This is a genomic window from Croceicoccus estronivorus, from assembly GCF_001625325.1.
In the GTDB taxonomy this organism is placed as follows: Bacteria; Pseudomonadota; Alphaproteobacteria; order Sphingomonadales; family Sphingomonadaceae; genus Caenibius; species Caenibius estronivorus.
Map to the genome: position 1 here is coordinate 31,371 of NZ_JRQQ01000016.1, position 16,630 is coordinate 48,000.

Below are 16,630 nucleotides of genomic sequence, written 5' to 3' on the forward strand. Positions count from 1 at the left end.
GCTGCGGCAAGGCTCCGGTTGCACCGCACGATTTCTAGGCGGCAGTTCCGGCCATCGCCTTGCGAATCACATCGGGGGCCGCCGGATCGTCGATCGTAGGCGGGGGCGCAAAATCCTCTCCATTGGCGATCTTGCGCAGGAGATTGCGCAAGATCTTGCCAGAACGCGTCTTCGGCAATTGCGGCACGACGAACACGGTCTTGAGCGCGGCAACCGCACCCAGATCTTCGCGCACGGCGGCAATAACCCGAGCGGCCAATGTCGCATCGCCTTCCGATCCGGCACGGGGAACGACGAAGGCAATGGGAATCATCCCTTTGACCTTGTCGTCGGCACCGATCACGGCGCATTCCGCCACGCCGTCCTGCTCCGCAACGATCTGCTCCATCTGCCCGGTGGAGAGGCGATGGCCTGCGACATTGATGATATCGTCCGTGCGGCCCATGATATGGAGAAAGCCTTCCTCATCGAAATGCCCGGCATCGCCCGTTTCGTAATAGCCGGGGAAGGCAGCGAAATTCTTCTCATATCCCGCCTTGTTGTTCCACAAGGTGCGCAAGGCGCCCGGCGGTAGCGGCGCCTTGATAACGACCGATCCACTGTGCCCGTCAGGCACAGGCTTGCCATCGTCGTCGAGCACGGCGAACGCATAACCGGGTACAGGGAAGCCGGCGCTGCCACGCTTGCGCCGCAAGTCACCCAGTGCGAAGCAGCTGGCAATCGCCGGCCAGCCGAGTTCCGTCTGCCACCAGTGGTCGATCACCGGCAGGCCCGACTTCTCTTCCAGCCAGGCGATAGTGTCGGGATCGGCGCGTTCACCGGCCAGGAAGATCGCGCGCAAGTCTCCGGTCCCGATTTCTGCCAGATATTGCGCATCGGGGTCTTCCTTGCGCACCGCACGAATGGCGGTTGGCGCAGTAAAGAACACTTTCACGCCATGGCGGGCGATTGTTCTCCAGAATGTGCCCGGATCGGGAGTGCCAACCGGTTTACCCTCGAAGAGTACGGTCGTCGCCCCGACTAGCAGCGGCGCATAGACAATATAGGAATGCCCCACCACCCAGCCGACGTCCGATGCAGCCCAGAATACGTCGCCCGCGCCAATGCCGTAGATGTTCGCCATCGACCATGTCAGCGCAACCGCATGCCCGCCGTTTTCGCGCACCACGCCCTTCGGTGTGCCGGTCGTGCCGGAAGTGTAAAGGATATAGAGCGGATCGGCGGACGCGACCGGAACGCATTCCGGGATCGAGGAATCGCCAACACGCGCCCTCAGCGTGGCCCAGTCAAGATCACGGCCTTCTTGCAACTCAGCGGTCCGCTGCTCGCGTTGATACACGACCACATTGCTGACCTGGTGGCGGGCAAGCGCCAGCGCTTCGTCCACCATCGGCTTGTAGGCGATGGTCCTGGCCCCTTCGATCCCGCAGCTGGCGGTAAGCAGCAGCTTGGGGGCGGCATCGTCGATACGCTTGGCCAATTCGTGGGGAGCGAAACCACCGAACACCACCGAATGAATCGCCCCCAGCCGGGCACAGGCCAGCATGGCGAAAACCGTTTCCGGGATCATCGGCATATAGATGATGACCCGATCGCCCTTGCTCACCCCGAGCGAAGCCAGCATCGCCGCGACCTGCCCGACTTCCTGCAGCAATCCGGCATAGCTGTAGCTGTGAACCGTGCCGGTAACCGGGCTGTCGTAAATCAGGGCAGGCGTATCGCCCCGGCCTTCCGCCACATGACGGTCCACGCAATTATGGCAGGTATTGAGATTACCGCCCGGAAACCAGCCCTGCGTCTCGTCATAGGCGCGCTCGGGTGCAGTGGACCATGCCACCGCGCCCGCCGCCTTGGACCAGAAGGTCTCCGGATCGTCGATGCTCTCTTGCCAGGCTTGCGTGTAGGCTTCGCTCATTGCGCTGCTTTCAACCAAATGTTTTCGAGAGGATGACAAGCGTCGGATCGCCGTCGAACTCTTCAGGAACAAATCCCTTCTCGCGCTCGAGCTCGATCGCGGCGTGGTTGTCCCGGCTTTCGATCGCGATTACCCGCCGCACGCCGCGACGTTGCGCTTCCTGCCCGAGAAAGTCGAGCAGCGCCCAGCCGACGCCCTTGCCCTTGTAATCGCTGCGAATGGATACGGCGATTTCGCCGGTATCCAGCTTGCTGTCGCACGCGAGGAGAGCAGAAGCGACCAGAGCCCCGCCAGCCTTGTCGAAGGCCAGAAAGCTCTCACTCGTGAAATGATCGACGTGGATCAGCGGCGCGAGCTGTTCATGGCTGACATGTTCGCCTGCGGTGAAGAAACGGAACCGGCGATCTTCATCGCTGACATTGTCGAACAGCGCTGTCAGCGCCGCTTCATCCGCTTCCGTGGCCGGACGGACCTCCAGGGTTACGCCTGAACGGGTGGCAAGTTCGGTTTGGGCAGTCATCATGCTCTCCAGTTGTGGTCTGTCACGACCGGTTCGGGGCCGGCTGTTCCTTGGCGGTTCGAAACCCGCCGCGCCTTGTCATGGATCAAGGGATGCATCGAGACGCCTCCACCGGTCGGGGATGCGTCGCGGGTCGTGACTCCGAACCATGACGAACCACCCCTATCACCATGCTGCACCCTATTTGTGACGGTGTTTTTCGTTCAGGAAAAGGTTTCATGCAACCGGTCCGACCAGTTCAGAAGCTGTACTTGGCCGATACCTGAACTTTCTGGAGGTTGCCGCTCGCCCCGGCCTCGTTCTCCCGTTCGGCATACATGTATTCGACGCCCAGATCGAGTTTGGGCACTGGAGAATAGATGATGTTGGCCAGGGCATTCCACACCGAGTCCGTCGGGCTTGTTCCCGTGAGCGAGGTGGGATTGTCGGCCTTGAAATAACTGCCCGCGATAGTCGAGCGCATCTTGGCGTTCCACACATGGCGGAAAGCCGCGAAACCGGAGTAAGTCGCAATCGCGTGTAGATCGCCCTTCGCATCCACTGCCGCATCGTTGACAATGTTTGCGCCGAGATAGCGACCGAGGCCCTTGCCGGCGGTAGCCATGAACCGGAAATCGTCCTTCGCACCGACGGGCACCTTGCCCGACACGCTGATGCCATACCCGAAGGCGCTGTCGGCCCCGAGACCGAAGTCGTCATCCGTGACTTTCAACTGGCGCAGGATGCCCGCCACAGTGAAATACTTCGAATCGTATCGCGCGACGATATCGGGAATGCCATCGTCGCCCGGCGTCACGCGCCCTCCCGAGGCAGTGGTGACGGTCGTTTCGGGTTGTTCGAGCGCGAGGGAAAGGCCGTTCTTAGCCTTGTAGCGGATCATCGGCTGACGCACGAACACGGTGCCCGGCATCGTTCCGACGAAATCGAGACTGTCGGGCAAGGCTCCGACATTCTGGAACGTCGACCATGCCTGACCGAACAGCCAGCCATCATAAGTCAGGAAGGCCTGGCGCAGTCGGGGCGAATAGCTGTTGGAGACACGCTCATCCCCGCCATCGGTGACCATGAAATCCATTTCGAGATGCGTGCCGAGCGAATGATTGCCGACGGGGGTCTGGGTAGTGAGTATGATCCTGCTCTGGCGTGCGCTGAAATCCGTATCCCAGCCCGAGCCCTTGCCTCCGATGGGGATAGTACCCGGCAACAGGAAGTCGCGTGTGACCGCATTGCCGGCCAGTTGCCCGCCACTGGTACGCTCGCTGATCGCGTCGAGCTTCACATAACCGCCCAGTTTGACGGTGGTGTCGCCGATGCGGAAACCGTCGCGATCGTTTTTCTCGACAACCGCGATTCGTTCCTCGATCTGCTTCTGCTGCGCAGCCACGGCACGGGTTTCGGACACAGCCGCGCGCATTTCTGCGACTGCTGCCGCTGTTTCCGCCGTCGTCTGTTGCGAATCCATCCGCTCCTGCAAGGCCGCAACCATCGCTTCCAGCCGATCGAGACGGCTCTCGATCGAGGCCTGGGCATGGGCGGTCGCGGGAACCAGGGCGCTGGCAGCCAGCAAAACTCCCGCCACATGCAACCGCCGACCGGTCATTGTCGAAAAAACGGACATGAAACCCCTCCCCATCTTGCGTGGTAAGGGCTACAAAATCGCAATTCGCTGAGCCGTCCTCTATCGGCAATAGGTCTGTCAGACTTAAGTCTATAAGACTTTTGTCGCGATGATCGGACGGCCCCTGTTGTTTTATGGATTGCACACGTCCATGCGCCTGCACGCCCGTTGCTTCCCGCACCGGGGCCGCTGAGAAGAAATGGGAGAGATCATGCAGGATACTATCGAGCACCCAGCCGAAATCGTCCCGGTACCCGCCGGTGCCCGCGACGGCACAAGCTGCACGCTCGAACAGTACAAGGACATGTACCGACGCAGCGTGGAAGATTCCGACGGCTTCTGGGCGGAACAGGCTGAACGTCTCGAATGGTTCCGCAAACCGACCCGTATCGCGGAATGGAGCTACGATCCGGTCGATATCAAGTGGTTTGCCGACGGGCAGCTCAACATCTGCCACAACGCGCTCGATCGCCATGTCGCGGCGGGCAAGGGCGACGTTACCGCCCTGATTTTCGAACCGGACGATCCCAATGGCACGGTCCGCAAGCTGACGTACTCGGAATTGCTGGCGGAAACGATCCGCATGGCCAACACGCTCAAGAAAATGGGCGTGCAGAAAGGCGATCGGGTCACGATCTACATGCCGATGATCCCCGAAGGCGCAGTGGCGATGCTTGCGTGCGCCCGTATCGGCGCAATTCATTCGGTGGTGTTCGGCGGCTTCTCTCCCGACGCGATCGCCGGCCGAATCGAGGATTGCCAGAGCGACTGGGTGATCTGCGCCGACGAAGGGCTCCGTGGATCGAAGAAAGTGCCGTTGAAGGCCAATGTCGATGCCGCACTGGAAAAGGTGGCAGTCAAGGCCGTACTAGTGGTCCGTCACACTGGCTCCGACGTGGCCATGAAGGATGGGCGCGACCACTGGTATCACGAACTGAACGCCGATGTATCCGGGGAATGCCCCTGCGAAGTGATGGACGCGGAAGATCCGCTGTTCATCCTCTACACTTCCGGCTCCACCGGAAAGCCCAAAGGCGTGCTGCACACGACAGGCGGCTATGCCGTCTGGACCGAGACCACTTTCCGCTATGTCTTCGACTACCGCCCTGGCGAGATCTACTGGTGTACCGCCGATATCGGCTGGGTCACCGGGCATAGCTATATCGTTTACGGCCCGTTGCAGAGCGGCGCGACAGCCCTGATGTTCGAAGGCGTGCCCAACTATCCGGATCACGACCGGTTCTGGCAGGTCTGCGACAAGCATAACGTCAACATCTTCTACACTGCCCCCACTGCAATTCGCGCCCTGATGCGCGAAGGCACGTCGCATGTGACGAAGCATGATCTGTCATCCCTGCGCCTGCTTGGCTCGGTCGGGGAACCGATCAACCCGGAAGCCTGGCGCTGGTATCATGACACGGTCGGCCACGGAAAAATTCCGGTGGTCGACACCTGGTGGCAAACCGAAACCGGCGGCATCATGATCACCACTCTGCCGGGCGCACATGACATGAAGCCCGGCAGTGCGGGCCGCCCGTTCTTCGGGATCTGCCCCCAGCTGGTCGACAACGACGGCAAGGTTCTGGCCGACGAGACAACCGGCGGTGCCGCCGAAGGCAACTTGTGCATCACGCGCAGCTGGCCGGGTCAGGCCCGTACCGTCTACGGCGATCACGACCGCTTCGTGCAAACCTATTTTAGTCACTATCGCGGCAAGTATTTCACCGGTGACGGCTGCCGCCGCGATGCGGACGGGTATTACTGGATCACCGGCCGGGTGGACGATGTCATCAACGTATCGGGACATCGCATGGGCACTGCCGAAGTCGAAAGCGCACTGGTACTGCACGAACTCGTCGCTGAAGCGGCCGTGGTCGGCTATCCTCACGACATCAAGGGGCAGGGCATTTACTGCTACGTCACTCTGAATGCCGGGGTGGAAGCGACCGACGAGCTTGCCGCCGAATTGCGCAAGCACGTACGCACCGAAATCGGGCCGATCGCAACACCGGACCACCTGCATTTCACACCGGGTCTGCCCAAGACCCGTTCCGGCAAGATCATGCGGCGCATTCTGCGCAAGATCGCCGAGAACGAATTCGGTTCACTGGGCGATACTTCGACTCTGGCCGACCCATCGCTGGTGGATGGCCTGATCGAAGGGCGGCTCAACCGCTAGGGCCGGGGCGATGACGGGACGCATCGTCATCGCCGACGACCACCCGCTGATGCGGGCCGCCGTGCGCGCTTCGGTAGAAAAGGTCTGGCCGGACAGCGAGATTGTCGAAGTGGCCGATGCCGCCTCTGCCAGACGAGAGGCGGAAGCTGGCAATGTCGAACTGCTATCGCTCGACCTCCATATGACGGACAGCGCAGGGTTGCAGACATTGCTCGACTTGCGGCGGGATTTCCCGGCGATGCCGATTGTCATAGTTTCCGCCAGCGAAGAACCGCGCGTGCGCCGTAGCGCGAAAGAGCTCGGCGCTTCCGCCTTTATCCCCAAGACTGCCTCGCTGCCGGTAATGCGCGAGGCGCTGGCTGCCGTGCGGGAAGGCGACATCTGGTTCCCCGACGATGGTACGGGGGCAGAGGTCGAGGAAACCGCGCCTGACGACGACGTTGCCCGCCTTGCCCGGCTGACGCCTGCCCAACGGCGTATCCTGGCGCTTGTTGCCCAAGGGCTGCTCAACAAGCAGATCGCCCACGAAATGCAGATCAGCGAAGCTACCGTGAAAGCGCATATGACCGCGATCTTTCGCCGTCTGGGAGTGGTCAACCGGACGCAAGCGGTGCTGATTGCCAAGCAGCTGGACATTGCGGCGCCACCAGCCGCGGAACACTGAAGCGACCTCTTCCGGCTTCCACCAGCCGGAGCGAATGTGCAGCATTGCATCACTTCGTGTAGGCTGGGTCTCCTGACAAACCGGAAGGGGACTGATGCTGCTGAAGAACCTGAGAAACTGCGTTGCCGTTTTCCATATGCTTGCGGCCGCATTGATCTGCGCGCTGGCACCCGTTTCTGCGACTGCTCAGGAACATGATGCGCGGCAGCAAGGTCAAATGACCGTTGCAACCCGCGAAGCCCCACCGTTCGCCATGAAGGATGAAGATGGCGCGTGGCATGGCATCGCAATCGACCTCTGGCAGACCATCGCCGCCGAGCGCGGTTATCGCTACCACTTCGTCGAATCCGACCTTCCCGGCATGATCGACGGTCTGGTCGATGGCAGATACGATGCGAGTGTCGGCGCCCTGACGATCACCTCAGGCCGGGAAGCGGAGGTGGACTTCACTCACCCGTTCTACGCAACCGGGTTCGGAATAGCGGTGAACAAGTCATCCAGCGGCTGGTACTCTCTGGTGCGCAATTTCTTCACTCTGGACTTTCTCAAGGCGATATTGGCGCTGTCCGCCGTGTTGCTGTTCGTCGGTTTCCTGTTCTGGCTGGCAGAACGGAAACGCAATCCGGAAGAATTCGCCGAAGGTGCCGCAGGGATCGGTTCGGGTTTCTGGTTTTCAGCCGTCACGATGACTACGGTCGGCTACGGCGACAAGGCGCCAAGAACGGCGGCAGGCAAGGCCATAGCGCTGGTGTGGATGTTCGCCGCAATCATCATCATTTCCACGTTCACCGGCATGATCGCATCCTCGCTGACTGCCGGGCGCCTCGCCGGGGCGATTTCCGGGCCGGACGACCTGCCCGGCGTCACTGTCGGGTCCATCAGGGGGTCTGCAACCGACGAATGGCTTTCAGACGAAGGGATCGGCTTTTCCAGCTATCCGGATGTCGAAACCGGTCTGGCTGCACTGCGCGACGGGAAAATAGACGCCTTCGTCTATGATGAACCATTGCTCCGCTATCTCGTACGGGCATCCTTCAACGATCGGCTCAGGCTGTTGCCTGGTACTTTCGGACGGCAGGATTACGGTATCGCGCTGCCGCAAGGCAGCCCGTTGCGAGAAGCCGTCGATATCTCGCTGCTCCACCATATCGAAAGCAGCGCATGGCGGGACGAGATCAAGGAAACGCTGGGCAAGCGCAATTGAGCTGGCGCTGTCAGATAGAACAGACCGGGGCTTTGCCCCAAGGCCTAGCCTGCCAGAGCGTTGACAAGCGCACGTAGCGCGGCGGGTGCGGGTGGCTTGATCATCCGCGTCGCCGCGATCCGTTCCGCCGCAGCCTTGGTTTCCTCCGTGTCTTCAGCCGTCAAAAGGATCGTCGGCACTTGCAGACCCCAGCGCCGGGACAACATGTCGCCCACGGTATCGCCGGTCAGCCCGTCATCCAGCCGGTAATCCAGAATCATCAACGCTGGCGGTTGATCCATGTCGACCGATTCCGGCCGCGTGGCGGAAACCACATCGAAGCCCCAGCGCGACAGCAAGGCACCTAGTGCTTCCAACCCTTCCCGGTCATTATCGATGCAGAGGATCCGGACTTTCTGCCCATCCCCCGCAGGTGCCCTCGGGCGTTCCTGTACCGGATCCTTCAGCTTTTCCGGCACGGCAAGCGGCAGGTGAAAGGCGAAGCAACTCCCCTTTCCTTCCTCCGATTTCACGCTGATCCGCGTCCCCAGCATGGATGCGATACGCCGGACGATCGCAAGGCCCAGACCAAGCCCCTCTTCATTACGCTCCGCTCCCAGACGGATGAATTCATCGAAAATACGCTCCCGATCGGATGCCGGAATGCCCCGCCCCTGATCGGCAACGAATATCTCTACCTCTTCGCCCCGGCGTTTGGCCCCGACGAGTATCTTGCCCGCATCGGAATAGCGCACGGCGTTGGTAACAAGGTTTTGCAACACGGATATGAACAGTCCACGGTCCGTTTCCAGCCACAGGCCGGATGGCTGCACCGTCAACACGAGCCCTTTCTTTTCCGCCTGCACTTCGAATTCGTTGGCGATCTCGGCAAAGGCCTGATCCAACGGGAACCGCACGGCATGTGCCTGCAGTTTCCCGCCATCGAGGCGGGAAATATCCAGCAGGGCCCGCAGCAGCCTGTCCGCCGTTTCAATAGAGCGGTCGATCTGCCCCAACAGGGCACGCTCCTGCTTGCGCGTCTCCCCGATCTCCTCCCCCAAGGCGCTGGCGAAGAGGCGCGCCGCATTCATCGGCTGGACCAGATCATGGCTGGCAGCCGCAAGAAAACGGGTCTTGGATTGCGTCGCCGCTTCCAACGCACGGTTTGCCTCGACAAGCTGCCCCGTGCGTTCCTCTACCTTGGCTTCCAGCGCCTGCTCCGCCCGACGGTCCGCCGTAATGTCGGTGTAGGTCGTAACGTAGCCTCCATTGGGCGCGGCCTTGCCCAGCACGCGCAGGATACGCCCATCGGTAAGAAGGCGCTCGGTGCTGTGCCGCCGTCCTGCGCGGAGGTGTTCCAGCCGTTTGGCCACCTCGTGTTCAATCGCGTCCTCCGGAACCCCCAGAGAACGCATATTGAACAGCAGGAGATCCTTGATCGGACGCCCGACTTCAACCAGCTCGGGCGGATAGCCGAACATTTCCACATAGCGATGGTTCCACGCCACCAGTCTTTGCTCGCCATCGACCACGGAAATGCCCTGGTCGATGTTTTCGATCGCGATCTGCAACAGCCCGGCACCGAACTGGAGCCTTTGGGACGTCTCGTCGAACATCGCCACCACCCGCTCGAGCGAAACGGGGTCGCCTTCCAGCGTCGACTGGACAAGCGCGCGGGCGGACGAACTGCCGATGATCGAACTGATCATCCGTTCGCTGGTGTCGAGCAACTCTTCGTCTACCGGATCGGCATCGGCATATTTGCGCCCCGTCTTCAGGCGCAGGCGGTTCAGCGCACCGCGAGAATGCTCTTCCCCCACGAACTGTTCGAGCAACAGGCGAAAGTCAGCCACGCGTGTCTGCGTGACGAGGCGAGATTGGCCCAGGTCCGGAATACTCTGCCCGATAAAGGCCATCGCCTGCACCCGATCCTGCAAATTCGGCTCGCTCGCCATGGAAAAGAGCGTGAACAGCAGGAGGTTGAACGACAGGCTCAGTACCGTCCCAGACACCAGCGGGTCGGACCCGATCACCAATGGCACCATGTCCGGCCCGAAAACCGGCATGCCCAGCAACAGCAGCCACAGACCAAATCCACCAATCAGCCCGGCGATCATCCCGGCGCGATTGGCCTTGCGCCATGTGAGGCCCAGAAACAGTCCCGGAGCGAATTGTGCCGCCCCGGCAAAGGCAATCTCGCCCAAACCCGCCAGCGTGGCTTCGCTGCCGATCGCGCGGTAATAGAGATAGGCGAGCGCGAGCAGCCCGACCACGGTCCCGCGCCGGATATTGATCAGTGCCTGCCCGACCAGTTCGGGCTGACCTCGCCGCCGGAACTGGTCGCGAAAGAAGATTGGGACGATCAGATCGTTGGTAATCATGCCCGACAAGGCAATGCTTGTGACAATGATCATCCCCGTGGACGCAGACAGGCCGCCAATGAAGGCAAGAATGGCGAGCCACCGCGCATCGAAGGCCAGGGGCAAATCGATCATCAGCATGTCGGCCGAAGATTCGGGCGGCAGAAGTGCCCGCCCCGCCAGCATCACCGGCAACACGCCAGCACAGATCATCACGAGGTAGGCCGGGAACAGCCAACGCATCGGCCCGGCAAGACGTTCTTCCCGCGCTTCGACCACCAGCATGTGGAACTGGCGGGGCAGGCACAGGACGGCCACTGCACCGAGCAGGGTCAGCACTACGAAGCGTCCATTGAACTGGTCCAGTGTGAAGCTGCCGGATGCAATGCCCAGCGCCGCCCCCTCCGCCTGCGTATTGGTGAGCAAAAGCAGGAGAGCAAAAGCCGCCACTGTCCCCAGGGCAACGAACTTGACCACCGCCTCCAGCGCGATTGCGAGAACGACACCTCGATTGTGCTGGGTCAGATCAAGCCGCCCCGTCCCGAACAGCACTGCGAAGGCCGCCATTGCAATGGCAACCACCAGGGCCACTTCCTCCCCACGCAACAGACCGGTGAGGCCAGGTGAAAGAGCGGTCAGCGTCTGGCTGACCGATTTGAGTTGCAGCGCCATGTAAGGAAGCGCGCCAAACAGGGCGATTATCGTAACCAGCGCCGCGACCCACGCGCTCTTGCCGTAACGGGCGGAGAGAAAATCCGCGATCGAAGTGCTGTGTTGCGCCTTGCCCGCCTGCAGCACGCGCTCGACGAAGCGGCCGAACAGCGTGAACATCAAAATCGGGCCAAGATAGATCGGCAGATATTGCCAGCCTCTCGAAGCGGCAGTGCCAACCGCGCCATAGAACGTCCAGCTGGTGCAATAGACGGCGAGGCCGAGGCCGAAGATCACTCGCCCATAACGATCCGCAAAGCGTGCAAGCAAAGGCTGGTCGCCGGCATGGGCAACCCAAAAGAGGACCGCTCCATAGAGCAGCGCCACAATTACCGGAATGAGCCAGATCGACATGTCCCCTCCCAGCGGTCACGTTACCGCCAAAAGGAAATGGGGGCGACAGTTTCCTGCCGCCCCCTCCGGAGGAACCCTTGCGGGAACCAATCAGTGCGCGTGGGCTTCGCCGGCACCGCGCGGTACGCGGATCGAGTCGACAAGCCTGCCGATTTCGGCCGGCGGTGCCGCCGTCAACTTCGCAACCGTAATCGCGACCGCGAAGTTGAGGATCATGCCGACAACGCCAATGCCTTCGGGCGATATCCCGAACAGCCAGTTGTCTGCGATGTTGGCATCCGGATTCCACAGCTTGAAGTAGGCGATGTAGACGAACGTGAAGGTCAGGCCGGTCACCATCCCCGCAATCGCGCCTTCCTTGTTCATCGACTTGGAGAAAATCCCCATGAAGATGGCCGGGAAAAGCGATGCCGCCGCAAGCCCGAACGCAAAGGCAACGACCTGGGCCACCCAGCCCGGAGGATAGATACCCAGGATCCCGGCGATCACGATCGCACAAGTCGCCGCGACACGAGCCGCCAGCAATTCGCCCTTTTCGGAAATGTTCGGACGGAAAGTGGACTTCAGCAGATCGTGGCTGACCGCAGTGGAAATCACCAGCAACAGCCCCGCCGCGGTCGAGAGCGCCGCAGCCAGCCCGCCAGCGGCGACCAATGCGATAACCCAGCCCGGAAGATTCGCGATTTCCGGATTGGCGAGCACCATGATGTCCTTGTCGACATATACCTCGTTAGCATTGTCGGTCAGGACTTCATTCGAGACCAGGCGCTCCCCGCTCTTGCCGGTGCCTGCCACGAATTCCGGCGATCCCTTGAATGCGTCGCCCTTGGCCACTTCCATCCTGCCGTCGTCATTCTTGTCGACCCAGGCGATCAGGTTGTTCTTTTCCCAGTTCGTGAACCACCCCGGCGCCTCGGCATAGGCGGTGTTGTTCACCGTCTGGTTGAAGTTCAGCCGAGCGAAGGCAGCAACGGCCGGGGCCGTAGTATAAAGCAGCGCGATGAAGACCAGCGCCCAGCCTGCCGACTTGCGCGCGTCGGATGCCTTCGGGACCGTGAAGAAGCGGACGATCACGTGCGGAAGCCCCGCCGTACCGATCATCAGTGCCGCTGTGATGCAGAACACGTCGATCATCGACTTGCTGCCATCGGTATAGGCAGAGAAGCCCATCGCCTGGAGCGAGCTGTCGAGTTTTTGCAGCACATACATACCCGACCCGTCATTAACGGTAGAGCCAAGCCCCAACTGCGGGATCGGATTGCCGGTAATCATCATGGAGATGAAAAAGGCCGGCACCATGTAGGCGAAGATCAGCACGCAATATTGTGCGACCTGCGTATAGGTGATGCCCTTCATCCCGCCGAGAACGGCATAGAAAAACACAATGCACATTCCGATGATGACGCCGAGGTTGACCGGAACATCGAGGAAGCGCGAAAAAACGATCCCCACTCCGCGCATTTGCCCGGCGATATATGTGAAACTGATGAAGATAAGGCAGATCACGGCCACTGTGCGCGCGACTTTGGAATAATAGCGCGTGCCGATGAAATCGGGCACGGTGAACTGGCCAAACTTGCGCAGATAAGGAGCCAGCAGCAAGGCCAGCATGACGTATCCGCCCGTCCAGCCCATCAGATATACCGAACCATCGTAACCCATGAAGGCGATCAGGCCCGCCATCGAAATGAACGAAGCGGCGCTCATCCAGTCAGCTGCTGTCGCCATGCCGTTGACGATCGGATTGACTCCACCGCCAGCGACATAGAATTCCTTGGTCGAACCGGCCCGCGACCAGATCGCAATACCGATATAGAGTGTGAAGCTGAGCGCGACGAAGAGATAGATCAGCGATTGTGTAGACATCGTCCTCTCCCCCTCAATCGTCGAGATCGTAACGGCGTTCGATCTGCTTCATCTTCCACGCGTAGTAGAAAATCAGGACGATGAAGACGTAGATCGAACCCTGTTGGGCAAACCAGAAACCGAGCGGGAAACCGCCGATCATGAACTGGTCCAGAAAATCGCGAAACAGGATTCCCGCCCCGAAGGACACGGCAAACCAGATCGCCATCAAAGTGATGAGCAAGCGGATATTTTCTTTCCAATACGCCTTTTCTCCGGGCGTCTCGGGATCTTTATCGGACATGGCTGTCCTCCCCCTCTCTCTCGGTTGTCGTGGTTTCCGCACTCGGGTACGGGCCATTTTCAATGCTAGCGAGGGCCTGCCGGTTTAACAGCGAGACTTTGGTCTAATGCGCGGTGCTCAACGCGTGATCAGATTGCCCAGAGTCAATCCAGATGCGCCACGATGGGATATCTGGGCCAGCAGCAATTCCGCACATGCCAGGGCATCCGTCAGGCCGTCATGCGCCCTGTATGCTGGCAAGTGGTACCCTGCCCGCAACTTGCCGAGCCGCAAGCCATCCTCAGCGCGCGGTCGCGGAAACCAGCGCGCCTCAAGCTGCATCGTGCAGATGAACGGGGCAATAAACGGCGCCCCGAATATCCGGCGGCACGCAGCATCGAGAAATCCTGCCTCGATGTCCGCAAAATGGGCGATAAGCGGCTTGCCGGCCAACTGCCTGAGCAACAAAGCCAGCGCCTCCTCCTCAGGCAAGGCTTCGGCCAGGGCATCGTCGGTGATGCGGTGAATGACAACGCTACTTTGCGACAGGGGCCCGGTCGGACGGAAACGGATGCGCACTGCCGAATCCGCCATGATGCCACTGCCGCGAAGAGTGATCAGACCGGCTTCGAGAATGGCACTGCCAGTGAAATCGAGACCGTCTGTCTCAAGATCGAGAGCGACCATTTCCAACTCCTCGAATGGCGTTGAGAAGCGCACCATGCCGGCATCGTAGAAATCGCGCAGCGGCCCCTCGGGAACCGACCGCGCCGCCTTTGCAAATCGACGGCGCAACCACCATTCGCCGCTGCCGAACATTACGCCTGATGCCTCACATCAAGCCTCCCGCATAATCGCTGCGCAATTTGTCCAACTGACTGCGAATCAGGCGGAACGCATCGCGCAAATGCTCGCGGTCGAAGCGGGACAGGGTTGCAGGATCGAGCTTGTTGGAGGGAGGGTGCCCTTCCGTGATCTGCTCATTTTGATGACGGAAGCGCACGTCGCGGACGAATTCAAAGGCAGCGGCGAGGTCACGCGCCGCATCATCACTCAGGCTCCCCGCCTGGCTTGCTCCACGCAACCGCTCCAGCGTGTTGGTTGCGGGAAGCGCATTTGCCAATGCATGAGTCCGCGCCAGATCGACAATAGGCGCAATCGCCTGGCCTTTGAGATCCAGAACCTGCCCTTCGTCGGCGTCGTCCCGCAACAGGAAATTGCGGAAGAAACCGAGGGGCACGCGCGTTGTCGCCGCGGCGCGAGCGATGAACGAGAGGAAGATGCGATTTTCGCTGGCGGTCGTAAATATGGTCCGCCTCAGATCGTCAACCAGGGCCGCCTCGCCTGCCAAGGCCTTCATGTCGAAGAAGATGGTACTTTCCAAAATGGCTTGCGGCTCCGGGGCCTCGATCCAGCCTTTGAAATGCGCTTTCCACTCCTCAGACGTTCGACGATAGGCCGGATTGGTCACCATGATGTTGCCCGGGCAATAACGATAACCGGCTTCGTCCAACCCATCACACAGGCGCTGTGCAAGCTGTTCGAAATAGGCGTCGTGCCGTGTCCGATTGAATGCGTTTGAGAAGATGAAACCGTTGTCCTGATCCGAGCCCAATGCCTGTTCAGCACGAGCGAGCGAGCCAAAGCACACAAGCGCATAGGGAACCGGAGGAGGGCCCAGCTCAGCCTCGGCAAGCTCAAGCAGCCGCCGATGTGCCCCTTCACCAATCGTACTGATGTAGCGCGCGATATGATCGGCATCGACCCCTGCGGACACCAGACCGGTCAATGCCCGAGGCAAAAGCGCAGTTGCCCGTGAGACGGATTTTCGGTCTATCGCGCTACCAACTTCTTTTGCGATATGGAGCGCATTCGAACCTAATTGCGCAAGAATGTCATTGGATGAGATGACTGCGATCAACCGCTCTGCGGCATCGACAATTGGCAGGTGATGGATATGACGGTCCGCCATCAGCAACAAGGCACTGAGGATTGGCATGTCCGGCGACACTGTCTCGGGGCCGGGCGTCATTACCTCCACCAATGGACTGTTGACGTCGACGTCTTTGGCCAGAACCCTGCGGCGCAGATCCTTGTCCGTCAGTATGCCGACGAGGCGCGTACCATCACATATCGGTAGCGTCGAAACATCTTTGTCTGCCATCAGTTTTGCCGCATCCGCGATCGGCATGTCTGGCCGACCAGCCACGACCTCCTGCCGCCTTATGATGGAGGACAGGGTGGCATAAGTCCCCAGGCTGTCCTCCATGCCCGCGGAGCCTCGTTCGGCCAAACGCATGGCATCTACGGCTCGGCGTAGTCGTGCGGCTTCGTCAATTTCATAGTAGGCGCGAAATGCGGGACTGTTGGCGCGCAGCGCTAGAAAGGCCGCCTTGTCGATCCGGTAAAGAAGCGTATCTTCCAGCGCGACAGCTTCGTTCTGCGCCGGACCATTCCTTATCAATGACGGATAGCCGAAGCTCTCCCCTTCGCTCAAACGTGCATTCAGATCCGTGCCACCAAGCCTGAGTTCGACTGCTCCTGAACGAATGACCGACAGGTAGCGATTGTCATCCCCTGCACCGGTGATCTGCACACCTCGGCGGAAATAGCTTATTGCAAGAGCCCGTATGGCCAGCGCCAACTGCCCGTCTTCAAGGGCAGCGAACGGTTCATATCGCCGCAGAAAGGTCGTGACCTCTTCGATTTCGATAGGCTGCTGTGTCACGACACCCTTGATGAACCCGAGAGATCGATCCGTCCATTGCGACTTAGGTCTATCTCATCTGCCGGCCATCCAATCGGTCACTTGGGCACCCCGCGTGATGTTGCGTATGGGGTTATTTATCTCGCGTCTGATGAATCTGCCTTTTCCACTGGAACGGAGTTGCTGATTGACGCGTGAAGTAAGTGATCCGCCGCCTTTGTGTGGCTGAATCTGACGCTGGGCGAGAGGGTTAGGCGCGCTTTAATTTTGCGGTAGCGAACGACAAAGGGG

12 protein-coding genes are annotated in these 16,630 nt (G+C 60.4%); 4 read left to right on the plus strand and 8 right to left on the minus strand.

Features of this window, described 5'->3' with window-relative positions:
- Positions 1-34: 34 nt before the first annotated feature.
- The 3 genes from MB02_RS16905 to MB02_RS16915 all read right to left on the minus strand — a co-directional run bounded on the left by MB02_RS16905 (position 35) and on the right by MB02_RS16915 (position 4,053).
- Positions 35-1,915: an AMP-binding protein gene (locus MB02_RS16905; RefSeq protein ID WP_067540636.1), complete on the minus strand. Its 1,881-nt coding sequence runs from the start codon at positions 1,913-1,915 to the stop codon at positions 35-37.
- A gap of 10 nt (positions 1,916-1,925) precedes the next feature.
- Positions 1,926-2,435 carry a GNAT family N-acetyltransferase gene (locus tag MB02_RS16910; protein WP_067540672.1) on the minus strand — a complete coding sequence of 170 codons (510 nt, stop codon included), beginning with the start codon at positions 2,433-2,435 and terminating at the stop codon, positions 1,926-1,928.
- Positions 2,436-2,673: 238 nt separating this feature from the next.
- Complete coding sequence (locus MB02_RS16915; RefSeq protein WP_235829564.1) at positions 2,674-4,053, minus strand: DcaP family trimeric outer membrane transporter; 1,380 nt, start codon at positions 4,051-4,053, stop codon at positions 2,674-2,676.
- 211 nt (positions 4,054-4,264) lie between these two features.
- Between MB02_RS16915 and acs the strand changes: the two genes are divergently transcribed.
- From acs to MB02_RS16930, 3 genes are all read left to right on the plus strand, one after another.
- The gene (acs, locus tag MB02_RS16920) at positions 4,265-6,232 is read left to right on the plus strand and encodes an acetate--CoA ligase (protein WP_067540678.1); all 1,968 of its coding nucleotides are present in this window, start codon (positions 4,265-4,267) and stop codon (positions 6,230-6,232) included.
- A 10-nt stretch (positions 6,233-6,242) separates the two neighbouring features.
- A complete protein-coding gene (locus MB02_RS16925; protein ID WP_067540639.1) occupies positions 6,243-6,896 on the plus strand; it encodes a LuxR C-terminal-related transcriptional regulator in 654 nt (217 codons plus the stop codon).
- A gap of 94 nt (positions 6,897-6,990) precedes the next feature.
- On the plus strand, positions 6,991-8,100 hold the full coding sequence (locus MB02_RS16930) for a transporter substrate-binding domain-containing protein (protein ID WP_067540642.1): 1,110 nt from the start codon (positions 6,991-6,993) through the stop codon (positions 8,098-8,100).
- A 44-nt stretch (positions 8,101-8,144) separates the two neighbouring features.
- Here MB02_RS16930 and MB02_RS16935 read toward each other — a convergent pair whose 3' ends face one another.
- The 5 genes from MB02_RS16935 to MB02_RS16955 form a co-directional block, all read right to left on the minus strand.
- Positions 8,145-11,504, minus strand: a complete 3,360-nt coding sequence (locus MB02_RS16935) for a PAS-domain containing protein (protein ID WP_067540645.1) — start codon at positions 11,502-11,504, stop codon at positions 8,145-8,147.
- 90 nt (positions 11,505-11,594) lie between these two features.
- The gene (locus MB02_RS16940) at positions 11,595-13,370 is read right to left on the minus strand and encodes a sodium:solute symporter family protein (protein WP_067540648.1); all 1,776 of its coding nucleotides are present in this window, start codon (positions 13,368-13,370) and stop codon (positions 11,595-11,597) included.
- A gap of 13 nt (positions 13,371-13,383) precedes the next feature.
- Entirely contained in the window at positions 13,384-13,653 is a 270-nt protein-coding gene (locus MB02_RS16945; protein ID WP_067540651.1) for a DUF4212 domain-containing protein, read from the minus strand.
- Positions 13,654-13,770: 117 nt separating this feature from the next.
- Entirely contained in the window at positions 13,771-14,451 is a 681-nt protein-coding gene (locus tag MB02_RS16950) for an exonuclease domain-containing protein (RefSeq protein ID WP_067540654.1), read from the minus strand.
- Positions 14,452-14,464: 13 nt separating this feature from the next.
- Entirely contained in the window at positions 14,465-16,360 is a 1,896-nt protein-coding gene (locus MB02_RS16955; RefSeq protein ID WP_082826281.1) for a putative nucleotidyltransferase substrate binding domain-containing protein, read from the minus strand.
- A gap of 36 nt (positions 16,361-16,396) precedes the next feature.
- On the opposite strand from MB02_RS16955, the gene MB02_RS18035 reads away from it, so the two are divergent.
- Positions 16,397-16,537 (plus strand): SDR family oxidoreductase, encoded by a 141-nt coding sequence (locus MB02_RS18035; protein WP_268872984.1) that lies wholly within the window; start codon positions 16,397-16,399, stop codon positions 16,535-16,537.
- The last annotated feature ends 93 nt before the right edge of the window (positions 16,538-16,630 follow it).